Origin of the sequence: Flavobacterium gyeonganense (assembly GCF_029625295.1) — a bacterium.
Taxonomy (GTDB): domain Bacteria; phylum Bacteroidota; class Bacteroidia; order Flavobacteriales; family Flavobacteriaceae; genus Flavobacterium; species Flavobacterium gyeonganense.
This window is the reverse complement of record NZ_CP121112.1, coordinates 1,255,911-1,280,096: the sequence shown is the minus strand read 5'-3', so window position 1 is coordinate 1,280,096 and position 24,186 is coordinate 1,255,911. Positions and strand designations below refer to the sequence as shown.

The window sequence follows — 24,186 nt, the reverse complement described above, 5'->3', positions numbered from 1 at the left end:
AACGCATATAAGAATGACTTATTATGCTAAATTTGCTTTGTAAATCTTCAAAAATATAAAATATGAATATTAAAAAGCATATTCCTAATTTAATTACTCTCATTAACCTTTTCTGTGGCTGTATTGCAATAGTTTTTGTTTCTAAACAAAATTATGAAATGGCTTTTTATATGGTTTGTTTGGGAATCTTTTTTGATTTTTTTGATGGTTTTTTTGCAAGGTTGTTTAAAGTTTCAAGTCCGCTTGGGTTGCAGCTGGACTCATTGGCAGATATGGTAACAAGCGGAGTAGTGCCGGGATATGTTATGTACAGTTTGTTTGTGAAAAGCGCTAATCCTATTGATGTAATCGCTTCAGTTTTTATTCCGTTTTTAGGATTTATTGTAACCTTGGGATCGTGCTACCGACTGGCTAATTTTAATATAGACACGCGTCAGACGGATTCATTTATTGGTTTGCCAACACCTGCAAATGCACTTTTTATTTTGAGTCTCCCTTTAGTAATTGAATATTCAGATTCTTTCATGTTATTCGAAATATTAACGAATCATTGGGTTTTGGGGGCTATTGTACTGTGTAGTGCTTATATTTTGAATGCTGAAATTCCACTATTTGCTTTAAAGATTAAAAAGTTTACTTTCAAAGATAATATGCTTCAAATTGTTTTTTTAGCAATTTCTATCTTTTTGCTTCTGTTGCTTCAATTCAGTGCAATTCCTGTGATTATTATTTTTTATGTATTGTTATCAGTAACAAATAATAAATTTTTGAAAAAAGTAGTTTATTCGAATGGCCAGAAAAACCACTTATCGTAAAACGGCTTCCAGAAAAAGCGGCAGATCCTTTTTTAGCAAGATATTACGTTTTATTTCTTTCTCCGTTTTCGCAATACTTTTTGTTGCAGTAATCTATCATTATCGAAGAGGACTAGCCTATTATTTAGGTTTTAAAAGCAATAAAATGTCTGAAAAAGAGATTGAAGATAAGCGTTTATCAGATATTCGTAATTTTCAGGTTCTGGCAAAGCATGAAGGTAAATCAATTGGTTTGGATGTATCGGAATATCAGGGCAAAATAAGCTGGTCGTATGTTGATACCTTAGAACAAAAGTATCCGCTTGATTTTGTTTTTATAAGAGCAACTGTTGGTAAAGACAGAAAAGATTTTCAGTTTAAACGAAATTGGATTGGAGCTAAAAAGAATAAAATGATCAGAGGAGCTTATCATTATTACAGGCCAAATGAAAATTCTATTGAACAGGCTGATCTTTTTATTGAGACAGTAAAGCTGGAAAAAGGAGATTTGCCTCCGGTTCTTGATATCGAAAAATTATCGAAGAGCCAATCTTTGGATAGTTTAAAAAAAGGATTGAAACGCTGGCTTTTAAAAGTAGAAAATCATTATAAAGTTCGTCCAATAATTTATACAGGAGAACGATACTATTCAGATTTTTTGAAAGATGAATTTGGCGAATACCTGTTTTGGATTGCCAATTATAATTTTTACAGAGAAAAAATTGAAGATGACTGGCTGTTTTGGCAGTTCACAGAAAAAGCGAGCGTACCTGGTATTGATCGTACTGTGGATATAAATATTTATAACGGAGATTTACAGCAATTGCAGTTTATTACAGTTGATTAGTTTTTTGTAAAAAGTAATTTTTAAAAGAAAAATGGTAAGAATTAAATAACTATTTTAGTTCTTACCATTTGATATCGCTTAAGAATTTTTAGAATTCTAATTTCTTCTTTCTTAATTCGAAGTTCTGTCCAAGATAAACACGGCGTACCATTTCGTCTTCAACTAATTCTTCGGGAATTCCTGCTTTCAGGATTCCTCCTTCGAACATTAAGTACGTTTTGTCAGTAATTGCCAAAGTTTCCTGAACGTTATGATCTGTAATCAGAATTCCGATATTTTTGTTTTTTAACTGTGCTACAATTCGCTGAATGTCTTCTACAGCAACTGGATCAACTCCGGCAAAAGGTTCATCTAATAAAATAAATTTTGGATCTGTGGCAAGTGCGCGTGCAATTTCGGTACGACGACGCTCTCCTCCGGAAAGTAAATCGCCCCGATTAGTGCGAATATGTTCTAAACTGAATTCTTCAATTAAACTTTCCATCTTGGCAATCTGAGCTTCTTTTGAAAGTTTTGTTAATTGTAAAACACTCAATATGTTGTCTTCAATACTTAATTTTCTAAAAACAGATGCTTCTTGCGCCAGATAGCCAATTCCTTGCTGTGCACGTTTGTACATAGGATAGTCAGTAATATTCAAATCATCAAGGTAAATATTTCCCTGATTTGGTTTTACCAATCCTACAATCATATAAAAAGAAGTTGTTTTTCCAGCACCATTTGGTCCCAAAAGCCCAACGATTTCTCCCTGGTTTACTTCAACAGAAATTCCTTTTACAACACTGCGACCTTTATAAGTTTTGATTAAATTATCGGCTCTTAATTTCATTGTTTAATTAGATAATTAGGTAATTTGAAAATGAGATAATTTCAATCTCAGATCGGCAAAATAAATAAAAATTAATTAATCAAATAAATGAATTAACATATCGTGTTAAATTATCTAACTGACTAATTATCAAATTATCTAATTTTCTGACTCTTCAAGCGCTTCCCAGAATTCGTAAGCTCTTCTCAAATGCGGAATTACAATAGTTCCTCCAACAAGAGTTGCGATTCCCATTGCTTCCATCATTTCTTCTTTCGTAACACCTTCTTTATGACTGGTTTCTAAATGATATTTTACACAATCATCACAGCGTAAAACTGCTGAAGCTACTAGGCCCAAAAGCTCTTTTGTTTTTACATCCAGAGCGCCTGGTGCATAAGCATTAGTGTCAAGATTAAAAATTCGCTTTACGATCTTGTTGTTGTCAGCAAGTAACTTTTCGTTCATTTTAGAACGATAGTCATTAAACTCTTGTATAATATCAGACATTTTCTTTCTCTTTATTTTTATAAACAATCTTTGAAATTAGGATGCTCACTTCATAGATAATCAACATTGGTATTGCTACAATTGTCTGACTTACCACATCTGGAGGTGTTACAATTGCTGCTATAACGAGGATCAGAACTACGGCATATTTCCAATATTTTCTTAAAAAAACCGGAGTTACTAAGCCTAATTTTGTTAAGAAATAAATGATAATAGGCAGCTCAAAAAACAAACCACCTGCCAGGACACTTGTTTTTACCATTCCCATATAAGAATCAAGGGTAAATTGATTTTTTACTACATCACTCACTGAGAAAGTGGCAACGAAATTCACGGACATCGGAATCACAATAAAATATCCAAAAATTACTCCTAAAAAAAACAGGAGAGAAGAAGTGAAAATAAACAATTTAGCATTTTTTCTTTCTTTCTCGTATAAAGCGGGGCTGATGAATTTCCAAAGCTCCCATAAAATATAGGGGAAACCTAAAATGAAGCCCACCAAAATACACATCCATACAAAAATATTGACCTGTCCTTCCATTTCAGTGTTTTGAATAATGAAATTCAGTTCAGTAATACAAATGCTGTCTGCGAATCCTAATTGATGTGATAAATCACAAAACCATACATAAGTAAAAAAGGTAGGTCTTGTTGGTCCCAGGATTATTTCATCAAATAAATAATCACTAAAAAAATACGTAACAAAAGCCATTATAAGAATAGCAATTGTACTTCTGACTAAAAGCCATCTTAATTCTTCGAGATGGTCTAAAAATGACATTTCGCCAAGGTTTTTCTTTGCCATTATATAATTCCTTCTTTTAAAATGTCATGTAAATGTAAAACTCCTTTGTATTCTCCATTATCAGCAACAATGAGCTGGGTTATAGAGAAATCTTCTAAAATATTTAGTGCATCGACTGCCATGGTTTCAGATGAAACTAATTTTGGGTTTTTGCTCATAATATCTTTTGCGGTTAAATCTGCAATACTGTCGCGGTCATTCAGCATTCTTCGGATGTCCCCATCAGTAATGATTCCAACTATTTTTTCATTTTCAACTACTGCTGTTACACCCAGTCTTTTTTCAGAAATTTCAAAAATTACTTTTTTAACGGATGTTTCAGGGGAAACTGTAGGTTTTAATGAATGTTCGATCATGTCTTTTACACGAAGTAGTAATTTTTTTCCTAAAGCACCGCCTGGATGATAAACAGCAAAATCTTCTGGTTTAAAGTCACGTATTTCCATCAGGCAGACTGCAAGCGCATCGCCCATTACAAGCTGTGCTGTTGTACTGTTTGTAGGAGCCAGATTGATAGGGCATGCTTCCATGTCAACAGTGGTATTTAAAACATAATCAGAACCTTTAGCCAAAAAAGAAGTTATATTGCCTGTCATTCCGATCAAAGTATTTCCAAAACGTTTTAATAAAGGAACTAAAGCTTTTATTTCAGGACTGTTTCCGCTTTTTGAAATACAAATAATGATGTCGTTATTTTGAACCATTCCTAAGTCGCCATGAATAGCTTCAGATGCGTGGAGAAACATTGAAGGTGTTCCCGTTGAATTAAAAGTAGCAACCATTTTTTGCGCAATGATGGCACTTTTTCCGATTCCGGTAACAATTAATCTGCCTTTTGTTTCGTATATGCGTTGAACAGCCTCGTAAAAATTCTCGTCAAGAAAATCAATTAGCTTAGTAATTGCTTCACTTTCAGAGAGAATTGTTTTTTTTGCGATAGCTAAAATATTTTCTTTTGTAATCAAATCAGGAAAGTTAAAATTTGTGAGTGTGAAAGAAATTCGTATCTTTATGTGTTGCAAATTTATACAAAATATCCATTAATATAAAGAATGAGTTCAAACGAAATTGAAATACATAAAGAATTAAAGAAGTATTTCGGCTTTAGCCAATTTAAAGGCTTGCAGGAGCAGGTCATTAGAAGTATTTTAGATGAGAAGAATACTTTTGTAATTATGCCTACGGGTGGTGGAAAGTCTCTTTGTTATCAATTGCCCGCTCTGATTAAGGATGGGACTGCAATTGTTGTTTCTCCTTTAATTGCTTTAATGAAGAATCAGGTGGATGCCATAAGAAGTCTTTCTTCTGAAAATGGAATAGCTCATGTACTAAATTCATCTTTAACAAAAACAGAAATTGCCCAGGTTAAAACGGATATAACGTCTGGTTTAACTAAACTTTTATATGTTGCACCCGAATCGCTGACAAAAGAAGAATACGTAGCTTTTTTGCAGAGCGTACCGATTTCATTTGTAGCAATTGATGAAGCTCATTGTATTTCAGAGTGGGGGCATGATTTCAGACCGGAATACAGAAACCTTAGAAATATTATTAAACAATTGGGGAAAGTACCAATTATTGGACTTACAGCTACTGCCACACCAAAAGTTCAGGAAGATATTCTGAAAAATCTGGATATGGTTGATGCCAATACTTTTAAAGCATCATTTAACAGACCAAATCTATATTACGAAGTTCGTACTAAAACTAAAAATATTGAATCGGATATTATTCGTTTTATCAAACAGCATAAAGGGAAATCCGGAATTATTTATTGTCTGAGCCGTAAAAAAGTAGAAACTATTGCTGAAGTTTTGCAGGTTAATGGAATCAGTGCTGTTCCGTATCACGCGGGTCTGGATGCGAAAACCCGTGCTAAGCATCAGGATATGTTTTTGATGGAGGATGTTGAAGTAGTCGTAGCTACAATTGCCTTCGGAATGGGAATTGACAAGCCGGATGTTCGTTTTGTAATTCACCACGACATTCCAAAATCGCTTGAAAGTTATTATCAGGAAACCGGTCGTGCAGGACGCGACGGAGGTGAAGGGCATTGCCTGGCTTATTATTCTTTTAAAGATGTAGAAAAGCTGGAAAAATTCATGTCTGGCAAGCCTGTTGCAGAACAGGAAATAGGTTTTGCTTTATTGCAGGAAGTTGTGGCTTATGCTGAGACATCAATGTCAAGAAGAAAATTTCTTTTGCATTATTTTGGTGAAGAATTTCCTGATGATGGAGATGGAGCGGATATGGATGATAACGTACGAAATCCTAAAAACAAAATTGAAGCAAAAGATCAGGTTGTTAAATTGTTGGAGATTGTTCGCGATACCAAACATATTTATAAATCAAAAGAAATTGTATTTACTTTAATAGGTCGTATTAATGCAGTTATTAAGGCTCATAAAACAGACACACAATCCTTTTTTGGTTCCGGTTCAGATCATGATGAAAAATACTGGATGGCATTGTTGCGTCAGGTTTTAGTATCTGGATATTTGTCAAAAGATATTGAAACATATGGGGTTGTAAAAATAACGCAGCAAGGTTTGGATTTTATCAAAAATCCAGTTTCATTCATGATGTCTGAAGATCATGAATATAGCGAAGCCGATGATGAATCAATCGTAGCATCATCTAAATCATCAGGGACTTCTGATGAGGTTTTGACTGCAATGTTAAAAGAACTTCGAAAAAAGGTAGCGAAAAAACTCGGTGTGCCTCCTTTTGTGGTTTTTCAGGATCCTTCTCTGGAAGATATGGCTTTGAAATATCCCATTACATTACAGGAATTGTATAATATTCATGGGGTGGGCGAAGGAAAAGCAAAAAAATACGGTGGTGAATTTGTTGCTTTAATAAGCAGATATGTTGAAGATAATGATATTATCCGTCCGGATGATTTGGTTGTAAAATCTACAGGAGTTAATTCTGCTAATAAATTATACATTATTCAGAATATCGACAGAAAGCTGCCGCTAAGTGATATTGCTTCCGCAAAAGGATTAACAATGGATGCTCTGATTAAGGAAATGGAACAAATTGTTTATTCCGGAACTAAATTAAATATCAAATATTGGGTTGATGATATGCTTGATGATGATCAGCAGGAAGAAATCCACGATTATTTTATGGAATCAGAATCCGACAAAATTGAAGATGCCTTAAAAGAATTTGATGGAGATTACGATATTGACGAATTGCGATTAATGAGAATTAAGTTTATTAGTGAGGTTGCGAATTAAATTCCAATTTTGAAATTCCAAATTCCAAAAATAGCAGGAAATAAAATATAAATTCCAAATTCCAATTGTATCGTCAACTTGGAATTTGGAATTTTTTTATTGAAAATTTAGAATAGTTTTGGAATTTCATTCCATATAAACTTCTCCCCGATGTGGTTTTAAAGTATCTCTTACCTGAATCATGTTTTCATCAGTTACCACCATAAAAGCAACCGCATGCATATCGCTTATGATTTTAAATCCCGTAATATTCAACGGGAGTTTTTCAATTGTAATATATTCTTTCAAATGGATTTCGTGATGTTCTGCTGTTTTGGCAGAAGCCGGACCACGAAAATCCCAAATTAGTTTTATTTTTCTTGACATTATTATAGCTGCAAAGTTTCAATGAGGCAAAGGTACGAAGTCTCAGTTCAAAATGTTATTTTTGCATGTTCTTTTCATAAATAGAAAAGCTAATCCAATAAATAAACAAAATGCCCAGAGAACTTTTACTTCAGGTAACTCCCGAAATAGCAGCAAATGAATTATTACTGAAAGACTATTTGTCTAAACAAATAAAAATTTCTTCTCAGGAAATTCAGCATGTTTCGATTCTGAAACGTTCAATTGATGCGCGACAGAAAGCAATAAAAATCAATTTAAAAGTAGTTGTTTATTTAAAAGGAGAATCTTTTCAGGAATCTAAAATTGAGCTTCCTATATATAAGGATGTTTCAAAAGCACAGGAAGTGATTGTTGTTGGTGCTGGACCGGCCGGTCTTTTTGCGGCTTTACAATTAGTTGAATTAGGCTTGAAGCCAATTGTACTCGAACGTGGAAAAGACGTGCGCGGACGTCGCCGCGACCTGAAAGCAATCAATCGGGAGCATATAGTAAACGAAGATTCTAATTACTGTTTTGGAGAGGGAGGTGCAGGAACTTATTCTGATGGAAAGTTATATACTCGTTCTAAAAAGCGCGGTGATGTAACCCGTATTTTAGAACTTTTAGTCGCTTTTGGAGCATCTGAAGATATTTTGGTAGAAGCACATCCTCATATCGGAACCAATAAATTGCCTAAAATAATAGAAGATATCCGCAATAAAATAATCGAATTTGGAGGTCAGGTTTTGTTTGACACCAGGGTAACAGATATTTTAGTAAAAAACAATGAAGTAGAAGGAGTCGTCACTCAAAATGGAGACAGGATTCTTGCAAATAAATTAATCTTAGCAACGGGGCATTCGGCTCGTGATGTTTTTGAACTATTAGATAAAAAGAATATTTTTATAGAAGTTAAACCTTTTGCTTTAGGTGTGCGTGCTGAACATTCTCAGCAATTAATAGATAGTATTCAATACAGTTGTGATTATCGTGGAGAACATTTGCCTCCCGCTCCGTATTCTATAGTGAAACAGGTAAACGGTCGTGGCATGTATTCATTTTGTATGTGCCCGGGTGGTGTAATCGCACCATGCGCAACGAGTCCCGGTGAAGTAGTCACAAACGGCTGGTCGCCCTCTAAACGTGATCAGTCAACTGCAAATTCCGGAATTGTGGTCGAATTAAAATTAGAAGATTTTAGGCCTTTTGCTAAATTTGGTGCACTGGCCGGGATGGAATTTCAAAAAAGTATCGAACAAAAGGCATGGCATCTTGCCGGGGAAACTCAAAAAGTTCCTGCTCAAAGAATGATTGATTTTACACAAAGCAAGGTTTCAACAGATATTCCAAAAACATCTTATGTTCCTGGTACTACTTCGATAGAAATGGGGAAGGTTTTTCCTGGCTTTCTGGCTCAGATTATGCGTCAGGGTTTTTGGAATTCGGAAAATCGATGCGGGGTTATTTAACAAACGAAGCTATTCTGCATGCTCCTGAAAGCAGAACGTCATCTCCGGTTAGAATTCCAAGAAATCATGATACTTATGAACATTTACAGATTAAAGGATTGTATCCTTGTGGGGAAGGTGCAGGTTATGCAGGAGGAATTATTTCAGCTGCAATTGATGGAGAAAAATGCGCTTTGATGATTGCCGCATCTTTGAAATGATTTTCTGGTTGATTTGTGTGGTATGGATATTAGATTTTTTAATCAGATAGAAATCTACTCTTGTTTATTTCCTATAAAATTCAATTAGTAGCTCCCTTTTGTAATTAATTAATATAGAACTAATTATTGGAATAAAACGGAAGCTCGGTTTTCTTGTATAAAACATTTTTTAGAATGTAATAAATGTCAAGTTTTTCATCGTAAAATTAACATTTATTACATTTTTAATTTTCTTAATATCTTTTATTCGGGATAAATACAGTTTTGTTATTTGTTTATTTTGTATCTAAATACTTGGTAATCTTTGCTTTTATAAAAAAATACTTATATAATTTATCATAAATTATTGAATTTATTTTTATAGAATATTCAATAATTATATATGATGGTTTTTTATTTCTTAATAATCGTTGTTTAATTTTGATTAAATTTATACTAATTCAATTTTTTAGTATTTTTTTTTGAGAAATAGAAAATATAATGCAAAAAAATATGAGGAAATTGAAAAAAAAATCTATTTTTATGCAATCGATTACAATAGTATTCTTGAGGTAAAATTCTTCAATGAAAAGATTTTAAATTTTTCTTTTTGGAACATTTTTTGCTCGGGAGTATTTTTAAATTGATTTTACAAAATTATTTAATCCAAAAACACCAAAAAAATGAAAAAAATTAGAACTTATCTTTTATTATTATTCGCAAGTACTACTTTTATAATTCATGCCCAAAAAGCACCAAAAATAGATTTGACTTTATGGAAGTTAACTATTCCTGAAGGTTCGGTAACCACTTACAAAGCACCAAAACTTTTGGATTATTCTGAAAATGTTGAAATTACTAAATTCATGTTCAATGATTTGACTGACAGGTCTTTGGTTTTTTATGTTTATCCTTCTATCAAATCGAAAAGATCTTTTAATAAAACAGATCTAAAAGAGCAAAACTCATTTGGAGGTGATGCAAGCTGGTCTTTTAAACAAGGTGCAAAATTAAAAGCTTCGATTAAAATGGGGGATATTTCTAAAAAAAATGACCAATATCCGCGTGTTATATTTGCTCAGATTGGAGGAAGGTTAAAAGAAGATCAGGTTAATCAAATTGGTGCCAAAGATAAATCTGCTCCATCAATCTTAAAAGTTTTTTGGGATAATGGATATGTGAAATTGAGATCAAAGAGGTTAGCAGATCCTTCTATTACAGGCATTGATATTTTAAAAGAAGATTCGTGGATTGATGATGATGGTTATACTTTTAAAAATAAAGTTGATTTTGATAAATTTAATTTCCAGATTGAAATTAGTGATGGAAAGATGGAAGTTAGTGTAAACGGTGAGAAAAAAGTGTATTCTGGAGGTGATTACAAACTATGGAATTCATTTGATAATTATTTTACTGTTGGATGTAATCTTCAGGGAGATCAAACAGGAGCATTCGCAAATGTGAAATTTTACTCATTAGATGTTACTCACTAAGAAAATCTAAACAATAAATATGAAAAAGTCTGTGGCGCATTTGGCACAGACTTTTTTGTTGGTAATATATAACCGTTTCTTAAGGTTTATTTTTTAGTTTGTCTTTAAAAACTTTTTCAAACTTTTCGATTTTAGGCTGAATCACCATTTTACAATAGGGTTGGTTTTTGTTGTTGGCAAAATAATTCTGATGGTAATTTTCGGCCTTATAAAATTTTGTAAGCGGTTCTATTTTGGTTACAATCGGGCTGTCGTAAACTTTTGCCTTATTAAGTTCTGCAATAATGTTTTGAGCAGCCTTTTTTTGTTCTTCATTTGTATAAAAAATTGCAGAACGATATTGGGTACCCACATCAGCGCCTTGTCTGTTCAATGTAGTAGGGTCGTGGACAGTAAAGAAAACCTTGAAGATTTCATTAATGTTTGTTATGTTTTTATCATAAGTAATTTGTACCACTTCGGCGTGACCCGTTTTACCCGTGCAGACTTCTTCATAGGTTGGATTAACTGTTTTACCTCCGGCATAACCGGAAACAACAGATTTTACTCCATTTAGATTTTCATAAACAGCTTCGACACACCAATAACATCCTCCACCAAGTGTAATAGTTTCAATATCGACTGTTTTTTTCTGAGAGAATCCGTTCAATGAGAAAACAAAAAAACAGATTAAAAGTATTTTTTTCATGAATAAATATTTATTATTTGTTATCTGGAATGAAATCCATTGCAATCGAATTCATACAGTAGCGTTTTCCTGTTGGTGGCGGGCCATCATCAAATAAATGACCTAAATGTCCGTTGCATCTTCCGCAAAGTGCTTCAATTCTTTCCATGCCTAACGAATTATCATTTTTATAAACGACACTTTTTTTATTGTCTTGTTCAAAAAAACTTGGCCACCCGCAATTGCTTGCAAATTTAGTACCCGATCTGAAGAGTTTGTTTCCACATGAAGCGCAGTAATAAGTGCCTTTTTCATCAGTATTCCAATATTTTCCTGTAAAAGGTCTTTCGGTGTCAGCTTCACGCATTACTGCGTACACGTCTTCAGGAAGTACTTTTTTCCATTCTGCATCCGTTACATTTAATTTGGTAGAATCTGTATTTGAATAATAAGGATTTCCGGGTTTATTTATTTTATTTCCCATGGTAGAAGTTTGTGTATTGTTTTTTTTTGATGATTGTCCACAAGCCTGAAAAATAAATACCAGAATTAAAAAGCAAAGCCTGAAAAATTGTGTTCTTGTTTTCATTGTTTGAGTGCTTTAAGTTTTTATTCAAATGTACAATTAGGTTTTGAATCAAAATGATACTAACTATACAATTGAGTTTTTTTTAAGTATGTTTTAACTTTATATTATTTACGAAGAAATGCGCTCTATAGTTTTAGGGTCTTATTTTTAAGGCTTTTTTTGAATTTATTTATTGTAGTCTTTTGATAATTAGGTAAATGCATAATTTCTTGTCAGTTAAACTTTTCACAATCTTTTCTGAGATTTTCCAGCCAATTCTTTTTTCGTATTTTTGTATATCAACATGCCCTATGATAGAAGAAAACGTAATACTAGTCAACCAAAATGATGAGCAGATTGGCTTGATGCCAAAATTAGAAGCACATGAAAAAGCCGTTTTACATCGTGCTTTCTCAGTTTTTGTTTTAAACAGTAAAAATGAAATCATGCTGCAGCAACGTGCACATCAAAAATATCATTCGCCTTTGTTATGGACCAACACATGCTGCAGTCATCAGCGTGAAGGAGAGTCAAATATAGAAGCGGGTAGCAGACGACTGTTTGAGGAAATGGGTTTTAAAACCGAATTAAAAGAGCTGTTTCATTTTATATACAAAGCACCTTTTGATAATGGCCTGACCGAACATGAACTTGATCACGTCATGATTGGGTATTACAATGAAAATCCGGAAATTAATTTAGAAGAAGTAGAGGATTGGAAATGGATGAAAATTGAGGATATAAAAGAAGATATTGAAAAGCACCCCGAAATATATACTGTCTGGTTTAAAATAATTTTTGATGAATTTTATCATTATTTGGAAGACCACAAGATTTAAAACCTGCTAACCATAACCTAATGAAAGTAACCATATCAAGAAAAGCGCATTTTAATGCTGCACATCGATTATATAGAAAAGACTGGACATTTGAAAAAAATGATGAAGTTTTTGGAAAATGTAACAATCCTAGTTTTCATGGTCATAATTATGGTTTAACAGTAAGTGTTACAGGAAAAATTGACCCGGAAACCGGTTTTGTTTTAGATGTGAAAATATTAGCGGATATTATACGTGAAGAAGTAGAAGTTCCGTTTGATCACAAAAACCTGAATCTGGATGTTCCGGAGTTTCAGGATTTGAATCCAACTGCAGAAAATATTGCCGTTGTGATATGGAATAAAATCAGAAAAAGAATTCAGCCCGATTTTGATTTAGAAGTCGTGCTTTATGAAACAGACCGCAATTTTGTAACTTATAAAGGAGAATAATAAATGTCATTGAAAATAGGAGATATAGTTCCGAATTTTACTGCAAAAGATAGTCACGGAGAAGTTTTTGAAAGCCGAAGTGTTTTGGGTCGAAAGCCACTAGTGATTTATTTTTATCCCAAAGACAATACACCGGGATGTACTACCGAGGCATGTAGTTTTAGGGATCAATATGAAGATTTTAAGGATTTAGGTGCTGAGGTAATTGGGATAAGCAGTGACAGTGTAAAATCGCACCAGAAGTTTGCTAAAAAACATGAATTGCCTTTTATCTTATTGTCAGATCAGGACAAGAAATTAAGGCACCTTTTTGGAGTTAAAAATAACTTATTCGGACTTTTGCCTGGAAGGGTAACATATGTTATTGACAGAAATGGCGTCGTGATTTTGATTTTTGACAGTATAAATGCCGCCAGTCACATTCCGAAAGCACTGGATACAATTAAAGAATTGGTGTTGTAGGTTAGCAAAAATAATAGTACCTTTTTATTTAATTATAAATATTAGCCTTAAAATTAAAGTATGAAATCGAATTTATACCCTTTACAATTCCAGCCGATTCTAAAAGAAAGAATCTGGGGGGAGAAAAACTTAAAACTATATTAAATAAATCAATTACTTCAAAAATTACTGGTGAGAGCTGGGAACTTTCAACTGTAGAAGGAGATGTCAGTATTGTGGCTGAAGGAGAGTTGAAAGGAAAATCCCTAATGGATCTTATTGATGATATGCCGGAAGAAATTTTGGGAACGTCAGTTTACAAGCGTTTCGGTAAACAATTTCCGCTGCTTTTTAAATATTTAGATGCACGTGAAGATCTTTCGATCCAGGTTCATCCAAATGATAAACTGGCGAAAGAGCGTCATAATTCTTTTGGAAAGACCGAAATGTGGTATGTAATGCAGTCTGATACAGATGCCAGGATTATTGTAGGCTTTAAAGAAGATTCAAGTAAAGAAGAATATTTGAAACATTTAAATAATAAAACTTTAGTTTCTATCTTAGACGATGTTAAAGCAAAATCAGGGGATGTTTTCTTTTTAGAAACCGGAACTGTACATGCAATAGGGGCAGGACTGGTTGTAGCTGAAATTCAGCAGACTTCAGATATAACATATCGCTTATATGATTTTGACCGTAAAGATGCACAGGGAAATACAAGGGAATTGCATGTAGATCTTGCACTTGACGCAATTAATTATAATAAAGTTAATACGCAGAAAATTTACGAGAAAAAGACCAATGTGTCAAATCTAGTAGTTGATTGTCCTTATTTTACAACCAATTTCATTCCGTTAGAAAATAAAATAGAAGTTGTTAAATCTGGGGAAACCTTTACAGTTTATATGTGCATTGAAGGAAGTTTTGAAATTGAATACGATGGTTTTCAGCACTCCTATAAAAAAGGGGATACAATTTTGGTTCCTGCTGAGATAAAAGGTTTTGTTTTGAGTGGAAATGCTTCAATTTTAGAAATTTACATTTCTTAACATATATTCTAAAGATAATATGTACTTTTGCAGACGCAAATTTAAATTAAAATAAAAAATGGCAAACGTTAAGAATTTAAAAAAAGACATCAACTTCGTATTAGGAGATATTATTGAAGCAGTTTACTTGTTTGAGATGTCTACAACAGGAAATCCAACTCCGGAAACGAATGCTTTAATCGATGAAGCTATTGCTGCATTTGATACTTTGATTACAAAAGTGAACGCAAAAAACGTTGAAAATAAAAAAGCACACTTTAAACAAATCAATGTTGAATTAGAACAAACTGCTAATCAATTGATTGAAAAAATCAACGCGTTATAAGCGAAAAAAAGTATAAAAAAGTGCAGATTTATTTTGGCAAAACCAAAAACCGCTTTATATTTGCACCCGTAATGAGGCCGATGTAGCTCAGCTGGCTAGAGCAGCTGATTTGTAATCAGCAGGTCGTGGGTTCGAGTCCCTCTATCGGCTCAACGGAAACCATCACAGAAATGTGATGGTTTTTTAATTATAGAGAAAGGTGTCAAATTTATTTTGGAAATGTAAAAAACAATTTTATCTTTGCACCCGTTAAATAGGCCGATGTAGCTCAGCTGGCTAGAGCAGCTGATTTGTAATCAGCAGGTCGTGGGTTCGAGTCCCTCTATCGGCTCAAAAAACCATCACAGAAATGTGGTGGTTTTTTTTTGCTCAATTTTTATTTTTAGAATTTTTGATCCAGTTTTTTTAAACAATATTTTTCTTATGTTTGTTGCTTAACCAGAAAAAATATTACAATGGAAGAAACTTCAGTTTTTGAAAAATTTGAGCTGCATCTCGATGAATCTGCAAAAGGCTTTTTAAAAGAAACCGCAAAATGGGCTTATTTCTTATCCATCCTTGGGTTTATAGGCGTTGCAATCATGGCTGTTATAGCTTTGTTTGCCGGGACTCTTTTTTCAACGCTGGGAAGTACAGTTCCTGGAATGGGCGGAATGGGTGGTTCTTTTGGAGTAGTGATTGGAGTTGTTTATTTTGCTTTGGCAGCGATTTATTTTTTTCCAGTGTATTACTTAAATAAATTCGCTGCAAATGCAAAAAAAGCTTTTAGGGAAAATGACTCAGAAGCATTGACCAATTCTTTCGAATACTTAAAATCACATTATAAATTCATCGGAATCTTTACTTTGTCTATTATGATTTTGTACGGATTGATATTAGTATTTGCTGTTATTGGAGGATTGCTATCATAATATAGTTAATATCAAATAAAACAAAGCGTCCCAACTTAATTTCGGGACGCTTTGTTTTTTATGGAGTGGTACCTTTTTAATGCGCTTCTAACCAATCTTTACCTAATCCAAGTTCAACTTCTAGTGGAACGGCCATTTTAAAGGCGTTTTCCATTTCGTGTTTGATCATAGGCTGGATTTTTTTCTAATTCGTCATTATATACGTCGAATACAAGCTCATCATGTACCTGAAGTAGCATTTTCGATTTCCAGTTTTCTTCCTTAAGTTTTTTATGGATGTTAATCATTGCAATTTTAATAACGTCTGCGGCACTTCCTTGAATTGGAGCATTTACAGCATTTCGTTCGGCAGCACTCCTAACAACTGCGTTTGCAGAGTTTATATCTTTTAAATAACGTCGACGTCCTAAAATCGTTTGTACGTAGCCATTTTCACGTGCGAACTCAACCTGATCTGAAATGTATGATTTTAACTTAGGATAAGTGTTGTAATAGGCTTCAATCAAAGCAGCGCTTTCGCTTCTTGATAACGAAGTCTGGTTGCTCAATCCGAAAGCTGAAACTCCATAGATAATGCCGAAATTTACAGTTTTGGCGTTGCTTCTCTGTTCGCGTGAAACTTCGCCTAAAGGAACGTTAAAAACTTTTGATGCAGTTGCTTTGTGAATGTCTTCTCCATCCTGAAAAGCTTTAATCATATTTTCTTCTCCACTTAATGCAGCAATAATTCTAAGTTCAATCTGCGAGTAATCCGCAGAGATTAAAGTATGGTTTTCATCGCGGGCCACAAAGGCTTTACGAATTTGACGTCCTCTTTCGGTACGAATTGGAATGTTTTGTAGGTTTGGATTATTAGAACTCAAACGTCCTGTTGCGGCAACCGTCTGCATATAATCAGTATGAACACGTAAAGTCTTTTTGTCAACCTGTTCTGGTAGAGCTAAAATATAAGTGCTTTGCAGTTTTACCATTTGACGCCAGTCCAGAATTTGTTTTACAATTGGATTGTCATTGGCTAAATAAGTCAAAACTTCTTCTCCGGTTGCATATTGACCGGTTTTGGTTTTCTTTTGTTTTGCTCCGCCAATTTTAAGTTTGTCAAATAAAATATCGCCTAACTGTTTTGGGGAAGCCAGGTTGAATTTCTCCCCGGCAGTTTCATAGATTTTTTCTTCTAAAGATTTGATTTCAATGTCCATTTCAGAAGACATCGCTTTTAAAAATTCCACATCCAGACGAATGCCTTCAGTTTCCATATCAGCCAAAACACTTACTAGTGGAATTTCAATTTCGTCAAAAAGCTTTTTGGTTTCGGTTTTGTCTAATTCGGCAGTGAAGATTTCTTTTAATTGTAAAGTAATATCGGCATCTTCGGCAGCATATTCTTTAATATCTTCTAAAGGAACATCGCGCATAGAAAGCTGATTTTTCCCTTTTTTACCAATTAAAGTTTCAATAGATTTTGGAGAATATTTCAAATACGTTTCGGCTAAAATATCCATATTGTGACGCATATCCGGATTAATCAGATAATGCGCAATCATGGTATCAAAAAGTTTTCCTTTTACGTTGACACCATAATTAGAAAGGATTTTTAAATCGTACTTTAAGTTTTGCCCGATTTTCTCAATATTTTCATTTTCAAAAAACGGAACAAATTTATTAACTAATGCCTGAGCTTCTTCCTGGTTTTCCGGAAACGGTATATAAAAAGCTTTTCCTTTTTCGTAAGAGAAAGACATTCCCACTAATTCTGCATGCAAAGCATCGATTCCTGTAGTCTCTGTGTCGAAGCAAACAGAAGTCTGTTTTTCTAAATTCTGCAAAAGCAATTTGATCCCTAAATCACCTTGGATAGTCTGATACGAATGTTCAGTATTTTCTAAAGTATTGTAAAATGAATTTCTTGCAGCTTCGGCACTTTCATCAAGAGTGGTGCCGCCTCCGCCAAAAAGATCAAATTGGTCTTCATTCTTTGGCTGTGGTTTTTTGTATAATTTGGCATCAGCAGGACTATTATTTGCTAATTCGTTTCCTCCTCCAACTTTAAACAAATTATCAAACTGTTCTGCCATTCTTCTGAATTCTAATTCCTGAAAAATAGCATCTGTTTTTTCAATGTCTGGTCTTGAAAGTTCGTAATCTTCTTCATTAAAAGTAACATCACAATCACACATAATTGCTGCCAGTTTTTTAGATAAAATACCTTTTTCTTTGTTGGCTTCGATGTTTTCTTTCATTTTGCCCTTCAGCTTATCTGTATTAGCCAGAAGATTTTCCATCGAACCAAATTCTTTCAGGAATTTTTTAGCCGTAACTTCACCAACTCCAGGCAATCCGGGAATATTATCGACAGCATCACCCATCATTCCAAGAAAATCAATTACCTGTTCTGGTCTTTCAACTTCAAATTTTGCCAAAACTTCCGGAATACCCCAAATTTCGATTCCATTACCCATTCGGGCAGGTTTGTACATAAATATATTTTCAGAAACTAGTTGGGCAAAATCCTTATCAGGTGTTACCATATAAACCTTATAGTTTTGTTTTTCGGCTTGTTTGGCAATTGTACCAATTAAATCATCAGCTTCACAACCTGCAAGTTCAATAATTGGAATATGCATGGCTTTTAATAATTCCTGAATATAAGGAACAGCAATTTTAATAGCTTCGGGAGTTTCGTCGCGGTTAGCTTTATATTCGGCAAACATTTCTGTTCTCGCGTGGCTTCCTTCTTTATCAAAAGCAACGGCTAAATGATCTGGTTTTTCTCTTTTAATAACATCCAATAAGGAGTTCATAAAACCCATAATTGCAGAGGTGTCCATTCCTTTTGAGTTGATTCTCGGGTTTTTTATAAAGGCATAATATCCACGAAAAATTAGTGCATAAGCATCTAGAAGAAAAAGACGTTTTTGAGTTGACATATAAAAAATATTAGTCTGTAAAAATAAACAATTGGGTTTTCATAAAATTAGACTAACAACATTTTTTTTCACTATGTAAGTTATATAAATCCATTTTATCAATGTGAGTAGTTGTGGCTGTTAATATGAAGTTGCTAAAATGAACTTTTATCATTTCTACATTTCAAAATCGGCAAAACGTTAATATCTAGTTAAATCCTCATATCTGGTGATTTCTTCATTTTGGCTTCATTTTTCGAACTTAATTTTGACATATAAATTAAAAGGTTATTAATTCTTAAATCTTAGAAATCATGAGAAATTTAGTAATGTTATTAGTAGCAGTTTTAGGAACAAGCGCAATGGTTCATGCATTTCCTGCAAAAAATGGAAAAGAAATTCCGGCTAAAGAAGTAAAAGCAACAAAAAATCCTAAACACAAAACTTCTAAAAAAGCAAAAATAGAAAAAACGGAAACTAAAGCAGAAGCTCCAAAAACTGAAACCGCAAAAATGAAAAAATAATAATTGTTTTTGTTTTGCTTTCAGACAATTGTATTGGAGGCAAAACAGGAATAATGATTATGAGAATGCGATTGAAGAAGCTGATGAAGAAATTTGTCAGCTTTTTTCATTCGTAAAATATTTAATAATGCGCAGCTTCACTTTTGATAATTCATTAATTTTAGTTGCGTTTAAATAGCAGGCTTATGAATATTTTGATTGTTGAGGACAATAAGGAACTTGCAGCAGAAGTGTATGATTTTCTATGCAAGTCAGGCTATATCTGTAAAATTGCAAATAATTGCGCCGATGCTCTGGAGGAATTTGGCTCTAGTGATTATGATGCGATGCTTTTGGATTTGGGACTTCCGGATGGAGACGGTTTTGAGGTTTTGAAAGAAGTCAGGAAAACGAAGTCTAAAATGGCAGTTATTGTGTTGACAGCGCGCGGGGAACTAGACGATCGAATTAACGGACTTCATCTCGGGGCAGATGATTATTTGACAAAGCCTTTTGCCCTGACAGAATTGGCTGCGAGAATATTTGCTGTAATTCGAAGAATTCACGGTTTTACATTAAATAATTTAGGTATTCACGGATTTTTATTGCAGCTTCAGGATTACAAGGTTACTTTTAACGAAGTTTCGATTAATCTGACTAAAAAAGAATTTGATATTTTTCAGTATTTGGTTTTGAATAAAAACAGGGTGATTACCCGTCTCCAATTGACTGAACATATTTGGGGAGATATATTAGAAATAAATTCAGATTCGAATTTTATAGATGTTCATGTTCGAAATCTCCGGAAAAAACTCGATAAACATACTCCTATAGATTGGTTTGAAACAGTTCGCAATGTTGGTTATCGTATAAATGAGTAAATAGTTTATTGTGAAAATAAAACATCAATTAGCCATTTTTAATGCACTGACAAGATTGTTGGTAATTTTGATTTTGTGGCTGATGCTGCCTATTTTGGTTGAAAATGTTCTATATCGGCATATTAATAATGGTCTTATAGAAAAAAAGAAAAAATTTATTGAACATTTAAATCAACAGGAGATAAATGATTTTATCGAAAATGAAGGAGATTCAACAGAAACATATTCGCAATTTTCAACGCTTCACAGCGAATTTTTAGTTCTTTCAAAAATGCCTGCCAGATATCATCAAAAACGAACTATGTTTAAAAATGAGTACAGGATTATTGAAGGAGAAGAAAATGAATATAGAATACTGAAATATCATTTTGTATATGGAAATCAGAGTTATCAACTGGAAATAGGAAGCAGCCTTAGTGAAGTAAACGATCTTACATTCATTATCAGGTTTTTTATTATAATTGTTTTGGTTGTCATTCTTTTGGTGACTTTTTTGGCTGATACCGTTTACATCGAATATCTGCTTAAGCCTTTTTATAAAATTATTGACACAAAGATAAGGAGGGTTAATGAACCTGAAGCTTTTGATCATACGCCAATAAATGCCAAATCAAGAGATTTTAAAGAACTAGATCTCGTTCTGAATCAAATGATGGATCGAATTGCAGATGTATTTAAAAAAGAAAAACAGTTTATTTCAAATGTTTCGCACGAACTTTTAACTCCGATTGCTTTATTGAAAAATAAGTTCGAAAACCTTTTGCAAAATGAGTCATTAGATGATAATGCAATTGATAAAATTGCAGGCTCCCTCAAGACTTTGGATATGCTGAAGAAAATTATAAACAATTTGTTACTGATTTCAAGAATTGAAAATCATCAGTACGAATCAAATGAAAGGATTAATTTTCAGCACATAATAAATGAATTGCAGGAAGGTCTTCAGGATCGGATTGAGGACAAGGGAATTCGGTTTAGTAATGAAACAAAACATGATTTTGTCTTTACAGGAAACAAAACATTAATTCACATACTGATTTATAATCTGGTTACTAATGCTATAAAATATAATACAACTAATGGTGAAATTATAGTTTCGGATGGTTTTTTACAGGATCGATATTTTATTTCAATTGCTGATTCCGGTATTGGGCTGAATGAATCTCAGGTTGAAAATATTTTTAACCGTTTTACAAGAGTAAATTCTGAACAGGAAGGACAGGGGTTAGGACTGGCTATTGCAAAAAGTATAGCGGTTTTTCATCACATTGAAATAAAAGTTTCTTCTGTTATAAATGAAGGAACAGTGTTTACTTTGTTGTTTTAATAAAGTCTGAAAATATAATTTAAAGTTAATTTTTTATATGGATGTTAAACTTCATTTTGTCTTCATTTAGCGATTCTATCTTTGAATCAAATAAATGAAACAATACAAATTAAAAAACTAAGATCATGAAAAAATTAGTAATGTTAGCAGTATTTCTTTTAGGAACAGCTGCAATGGTAAATGCTCAGACAACTCCCGCTCAGGGAACAGCTTCAAAAGAAGTTAAAGCTGTTAAACACGACAAAAAAGGGCATAAAAAAGCAAAAGCAGACAAAAAAGCAGAAACAGATGCAGCTAAGCCGGAAGCTGCAAAATCTCAAAAATAAACTTCAAAAGTTTGTTCAACTAACTTTGTTGTGGATTATAAGAAGGTTTTAAAAAATTTTGTAGCGAAAGCTGATGGAGTAATTCATCAGCTTTTTGTTGTTTGTTGAGTTAAATTTTTGATAATAGAAAGCATTAAAATTTTCATTCTTTGTTACTTTGTTTAAAACTGTAAATAATGATTCTTCGTTTTATAATTCTGTGTGCTCTTTTTTTACTTATTGAGTTCTATTCTTACCAGGCCTTTCGTACTTTGATTAAATTAAGATGGGTTTTAATAGCTTATCAGGTTATTAGTGTATTGCTTTTAGTTTTTATCGTTTATTCCTTTACGCAGTTTGATCGTTCTGTTGGACAAACTAAATATACCATGTTTACAATGGGACTCATGTTGATGGTTTATGTTCCTAAAATTGTAATTACGCTTATTTTGTTTGGAGAAGATATTTTTAGGATTGGAGCCAGCATTTTGAACTATTTTATGTACAATGTGCCAAGGAAGGAAATGATGCCTGAACGCCGAAAATTTGTTAGTCAATTGGCTTTAGGATTAGCAGCTGTTCCTTTTTTGTCTTTAATTTATGGGATTTTTGAAGGAAAATATAACTTCAAAGTATTTAAGCAAACCATATTTTTTCCTGATCTTCCTGATGCCTTTGATGGTTTTAAAATTACCCAGATTTCAGATGTACACAGCGGTAGTTTCGATAACGCCGAGAAAATAAATTATGCAATTGATCTTATTAATGAGCAAGATTCAGATATGATTTTGTTTACAGGCGATATTGTCAATACGCATGCTAAAGAAATGGATACATGGTTAAGTACTTTTAACAGAATTAAAGAGTATAAATACGGAAAATTTTCTATCTTAGGTAATCATGATTATGGTGAGTATGTTACCTGGCCGTCTCAAAGGGAAAAAGATGAAAATTTTAAGGCAATTAAGAATCTTTACGGACAAATTGGATTTAAATTGATGCTCAACGAGCACACTTATATTCAAAAGGGAAAAGATAAAATAGCTTTAATTGGAGTAGAGAACTGGGGAGTGAATTTTAAGAAAGCAGGAGATTTGAATAAAGCATCTCAGCATGTTGATCAGCATGATTTTAAAATTTTAATGAGTCATGATCCAAGTCATTGGGATGCAGAAATAAAAGACCACCCTAAGAATTTTCATTTAACATTGTCAGGACATACTCATGGAATGCAGTTTGGTATTGAGATTCCGGGTTATTTTAAATGGAGTTTAGCGCAGTATATTTATAAGCAATGGGCAGGATTATATGAGAGTTTAGGCAGGTATATTTATGTCAACAGGGGATTTGGCTTTCATGCCTATCCTGGAAGGGTCGGAATTATGCCTGAAATCACGGTAATTGAACTAAAAAAAGGTAACAATGTGGCTTAATTCGGTAAAAATGCTACATTTGTATAATGGTAATCTCTTTTAGTAGATTTAAAAAATTTAAATTTTTGGTTTTATGTCAAAATTTGGAGAACTAATAAATGCACAGGTTCCTGTGTTGATCGATTTCTATACAGACTGGAATGAATCATCGGTTTCTATGCATCCTGTTATAAAGGATGTTGCAGCTGCACTTGGTGATAAGGCCAAGGTGATCAAGATTGATGTAGATAAAAATCAGGAACTGGCAGAAGCTTTACGAATTAAAGGCCTTCCTACTTTAATGATTTATAAAGAAGGGCAGATGATCTGGAGACAGTCAGGAGAACTGGATGCTAATACTATCATTGGACTTGTTCAGGATCAGTTCGGTTCATAGATTTTATCATCAGCAAGTTTAGCTGACAACATCAAATACAAATCCATTTTCTTTCAGAAAGCTCAAAGTTTTGGGCAGCGCAAATTTTAAATTTTGTGATGCTTTTATACTGTCATGAAAAACAATTACACTTCCTGATTTTACGTTTTTTGTTACATTTTCGAGACATTTTTGTGGAGTAATGCTCTGATCAAAATCAGCACTTAAGACATCCCACATCACTATTTTATAGCCCAGGTTTCTTAATATTTTAGATTGTGCTTTTTTGATTTTTCCATAAGGTGGGCGAAATAATAAACTGCTGAGTTTTTTGCCAGCTAATACGGTGGCACAATTTTTTACATTTTCAATATAATCGTTTGTTTTGCTTTTCCAGCCATTTGTATGGTTCATGGTATGGTTTCCTATTGAATGCCCTTCTGCTATTAATTTTTCAAATAAAGAAGTATGTGCATTAATGTTTTTTCCTATACAGAAAAAGGTTGCTTTTGCATCAAATTTTTTCAATTCTGATAAAACCCAGTCTGTAATCTCAGGAGTTGGTCCATCATCAAATGTAAGGTATATTTTCTTTTCTGTATTTGGAATATCCCAACAGTATTTAGAAAATACCCTTTTGATGAATGAATTTGTTTTGACCCAGTAAAAGCTCATTTTGACACAATTTAGAGATATGTAAAATTAAAAAATGCGGTACTATTTAGC

General features: G+C 33.3%; 23 protein-coding genes, 2 tRNA genes and 3 pseudogenes. 19 read left to right on the top strand and 9 right to left on the bottom strand.

Annotated features, from left to right (window positions below):
* Positions 1-62: 62 nt before the first annotated feature.
* Positions 63-815, top strand: a complete 753-nt coding sequence (locus P5P89_RS05525; RefSeq protein ID WP_278011083.1) for a CDP-alcohol phosphatidyltransferase family protein — start codon at positions 63-65, stop codon at positions 813-815.
* Positions 790-1,641: a glycoside hydrolase family 25 protein gene (locus P5P89_RS05520; protein ID WP_278011082.1), complete on the top strand. Its 852-nt coding sequence runs from the start codon at positions 790-792 to the stop codon at positions 1,639-1,641. The genes P5P89_RS05525 and P5P89_RS05520 overlap by 26 nt, the downstream gene beginning before the upstream one ends.
* A gap of 88 nt (positions 1,642-1,729) precedes the next feature.
* Here P5P89_RS05520 and lptB read toward each other — a convergent pair whose 3' ends face one another.
* From lptB to P5P89_RS05500, 4 genes are all read right to left on the bottom strand, one after another.
* Positions 1,730-2,470: an LPS export ABC transporter ATP-binding protein gene (lptB, locus tag P5P89_RS05515; protein WP_031455966.1), complete on the bottom strand. Its 741-nt coding sequence runs from the start codon at positions 2,468-2,470 to the stop codon at positions 1,730-1,732.
* Between the two features lie 138 nt (positions 2,471-2,608).
* The gene (locus P5P89_RS05510; protein ID WP_110347804.1) at positions 2,609-2,959 is read right to left on the bottom strand and encodes a carboxymuconolactone decarboxylase family protein; all 351 of its coding nucleotides are present in this window, start codon (positions 2,957-2,959) and stop codon (positions 2,609-2,611) included.
* A complete protein-coding gene (gene tatC, locus P5P89_RS05505) occupies positions 2,952-3,767 on the bottom strand; it encodes a twin-arginine translocase subunit TatC (protein ID WP_278011081.1) in 816 nt (271 codons plus the stop codon). Before tatC ends, P5P89_RS05510 begins: the two co-directional genes overlap by 8 nt.
* Positions 3,767-4,732: a KpsF/GutQ family sugar-phosphate isomerase gene (locus P5P89_RS05500; protein WP_278011080.1), complete on the bottom strand. Its 966-nt coding sequence runs from the start codon at positions 4,730-4,732 to the stop codon at positions 3,767-3,769. The genes tatC and P5P89_RS05500 overlap by 1 nt, the downstream gene beginning before the upstream one ends.
* A gap of 87 nt (positions 4,733-4,819) precedes the next feature.
* Here P5P89_RS05500 and recQ point away from each other — a divergent pair, with 87 nt between their 5' ends.
* Positions 4,820-7,012 carry a DNA helicase RecQ gene (gene recQ, locus P5P89_RS05495; protein ID WP_223679975.1) on the top strand — a complete coding sequence of 731 codons (2,193 nt, stop codon included), beginning with the start codon at positions 4,820-4,822 and terminating at the stop codon, positions 7,010-7,012.
* Between the two features lie 126 nt (positions 7,013-7,138).
* Here recQ and P5P89_RS05490 read toward each other — a convergent pair whose 3' ends face one another.
* Positions 7,139-7,378, bottom strand: coding sequence for a hypothetical protein (locus tag P5P89_RS05490; protein ID WP_278011079.1), 240 nt, complete (start codon positions 7,376-7,378; stop codon positions 7,139-7,141).
* Between the two features lie 110 nt (positions 7,379-7,488).
* Here P5P89_RS05490 and P5P89_RS05485 point away from each other — a divergent pair.
* Positions 7,489-9,047, top strand: a pseudogene (locus P5P89_RS05485) (NAD(P)/FAD-dependent oxidoreductase).
* A 662-nt stretch (positions 9,048-9,709) separates the two neighbouring features.
* A complete protein-coding gene (locus P5P89_RS05480; protein ID WP_278011078.1) occupies positions 9,710-10,519 on the top strand; it encodes a polysaccharide lyase family 7 protein in 810 nt (269 codons plus the stop codon).
* A 79-nt stretch (positions 10,520-10,598) separates the two neighbouring features.
* Here the strand turns inward: P5P89_RS05480 and msrA are convergent, their stop codons facing one another.
* Positions 10,599-11,207: a peptide-methionine (S)-S-oxide reductase MsrA gene (gene msrA, locus P5P89_RS05475; protein ID WP_278011077.1), complete on the bottom strand. Its 609-nt coding sequence runs from the start codon at positions 11,205-11,207 to the stop codon at positions 10,599-10,601.
* A 13-nt stretch (positions 11,208-11,220) separates the two neighbouring features.
* A complete protein-coding gene (msrB, locus tag P5P89_RS05470; protein ID WP_278011076.1) occupies positions 11,221-11,775 on the bottom strand; it encodes a peptide-methionine (R)-S-oxide reductase MsrB in 555 nt (184 codons plus the stop codon).
* Between the two features lie 290 nt (positions 11,776-12,065).
* Here msrB and idi point away from each other — a divergent pair, with 290 nt between their 5' ends.
* The 8 genes and pseudogenes from idi to P5P89_RS05430 all read left to right on the top strand — a co-directional run bounded on the left by idi (position 12,066) and on the right by P5P89_RS05430 (position 15,750).
* Complete coding sequence (idi, locus tag P5P89_RS05465) at positions 12,066-12,593, top strand: isopentenyl-diphosphate Delta-isomerase (RefSeq protein ID WP_278011075.1); 528 nt, start codon at positions 12,066-12,068, stop codon at positions 12,591-12,593.
* A gap of 20 nt (positions 12,594-12,613) precedes the next feature.
* Complete coding sequence (locus P5P89_RS05460; RefSeq protein ID WP_278011074.1) at positions 12,614-13,024, top strand: 6-pyruvoyl trahydropterin synthase family protein; 411 nt, start codon at positions 12,614-12,616, stop codon at positions 13,022-13,024.
* 3 nt (positions 13,025-13,027) lie between these two features.
* A complete protein-coding gene (locus tag P5P89_RS05455; protein WP_223679936.1) occupies positions 13,028-13,486 on the top strand; it encodes a peroxiredoxin in 459 nt (152 codons plus the stop codon).
* 60 nt (positions 13,487-13,546) lie between these two features.
* Positions 13,547-14,514: pseudogene (locus P5P89_RS05450) on the top strand (type I phosphomannose isomerase catalytic subunit).
* Positions 14,515-14,572: 58 nt separating this feature from the next.
* Complete coding sequence (locus P5P89_RS05445; RefSeq protein WP_012022371.1) at positions 14,573-14,839, top strand: hypothetical protein; 267 nt, start codon at positions 14,573-14,575, stop codon at positions 14,837-14,839.
* A gap of 76 nt (positions 14,840-14,915) precedes the next feature.
* Positions 14,916-14,989, top strand: a tRNA-Thr gene (locus P5P89_RS05440).
* A gap of 107 nt (positions 14,990-15,096) precedes the next feature.
* Positions 15,097-15,170, top strand: a tRNA-Thr gene (locus P5P89_RS05435).
* A gap of 124 nt (positions 15,171-15,294) precedes the next feature.
* Positions 15,295-15,750 carry a hypothetical protein gene (locus P5P89_RS05430; protein ID WP_278011073.1) on the top strand — a complete coding sequence of 152 codons (456 nt, stop codon included), beginning with the start codon at positions 15,295-15,297 and terminating at the stop codon, positions 15,748-15,750.
* Positions 15,751-15,826: 76 nt separating this feature from the next.
* On the opposite strand, the pseudogene polA reads toward P5P89_RS05430, so the two are convergent.
* A pseudogene (polA, locus tag P5P89_RS05425) lies at positions 15,827-18,677 on the bottom strand (DNA polymerase I).
* Positions 18,678-18,970: 293 nt separating this feature from the next.
* Between polA and P5P89_RS05420 the strand changes: the two are divergent.
* From P5P89_RS05420 to P5P89_RS05395, 6 genes are all read left to right on the top strand, one after another.
* The gene (locus P5P89_RS05420) at positions 18,971-19,180 is read left to right on the top strand and encodes a hypothetical protein (RefSeq protein ID WP_278011072.1); all 210 of its coding nucleotides are present in this window, start codon (positions 18,971-18,973) and stop codon (positions 19,178-19,180) included.
* 185 nt (positions 19,181-19,365) lie between these two features.
* Positions 19,366-20,040 carry a response regulator transcription factor gene (locus tag P5P89_RS05415; protein ID WP_278011071.1) on the top strand — a complete coding sequence of 225 codons (675 nt, stop codon included), beginning with the start codon at positions 19,366-19,368 and terminating at the stop codon, positions 20,038-20,040.
* Between the two features lie 10 nt (positions 20,041-20,050).
* Positions 20,051-21,367, top strand: coding sequence for a sensor histidine kinase (locus P5P89_RS05410; protein ID WP_278011070.1), 1,317 nt, complete (start codon positions 20,051-20,053; stop codon positions 21,365-21,367).
* A 125-nt stretch (positions 21,368-21,492) separates the two neighbouring features.
* A complete protein-coding gene (locus P5P89_RS05405) occupies positions 21,493-21,693 on the top strand; it encodes a hypothetical protein (RefSeq protein WP_269237444.1) in 201 nt (66 codons plus the stop codon).
* Positions 21,694-21,869: 176 nt separating this feature from the next.
* Positions 21,870-23,105 carry a metallophosphoesterase gene (locus P5P89_RS05400; RefSeq protein ID WP_278011069.1) on the top strand — a complete coding sequence of 412 codons (1,236 nt, stop codon included), beginning with the start codon at positions 21,870-21,872 and terminating at the stop codon, positions 23,103-23,105.
* Positions 23,106-23,178: 73 nt separating this feature from the next.
* Positions 23,179-23,481, top strand: a complete 303-nt coding sequence (locus tag P5P89_RS05395; RefSeq protein ID WP_278011068.1) for a thioredoxin family protein — start codon at positions 23,179-23,181, stop codon at positions 23,479-23,481.
* 18 nt (positions 23,482-23,499) lie between these two features.
* Here P5P89_RS05395 and P5P89_RS05390 read toward each other — a convergent pair whose 3' ends face one another.
* Positions 23,500-24,135, bottom strand: coding sequence for a polysaccharide deacetylase family protein (locus P5P89_RS05390; protein ID WP_278011067.1), 636 nt, complete (start codon positions 24,133-24,135; stop codon positions 23,500-23,502).
* Between the last annotated feature and the right edge of the window lie 51 nt (positions 24,136-24,186).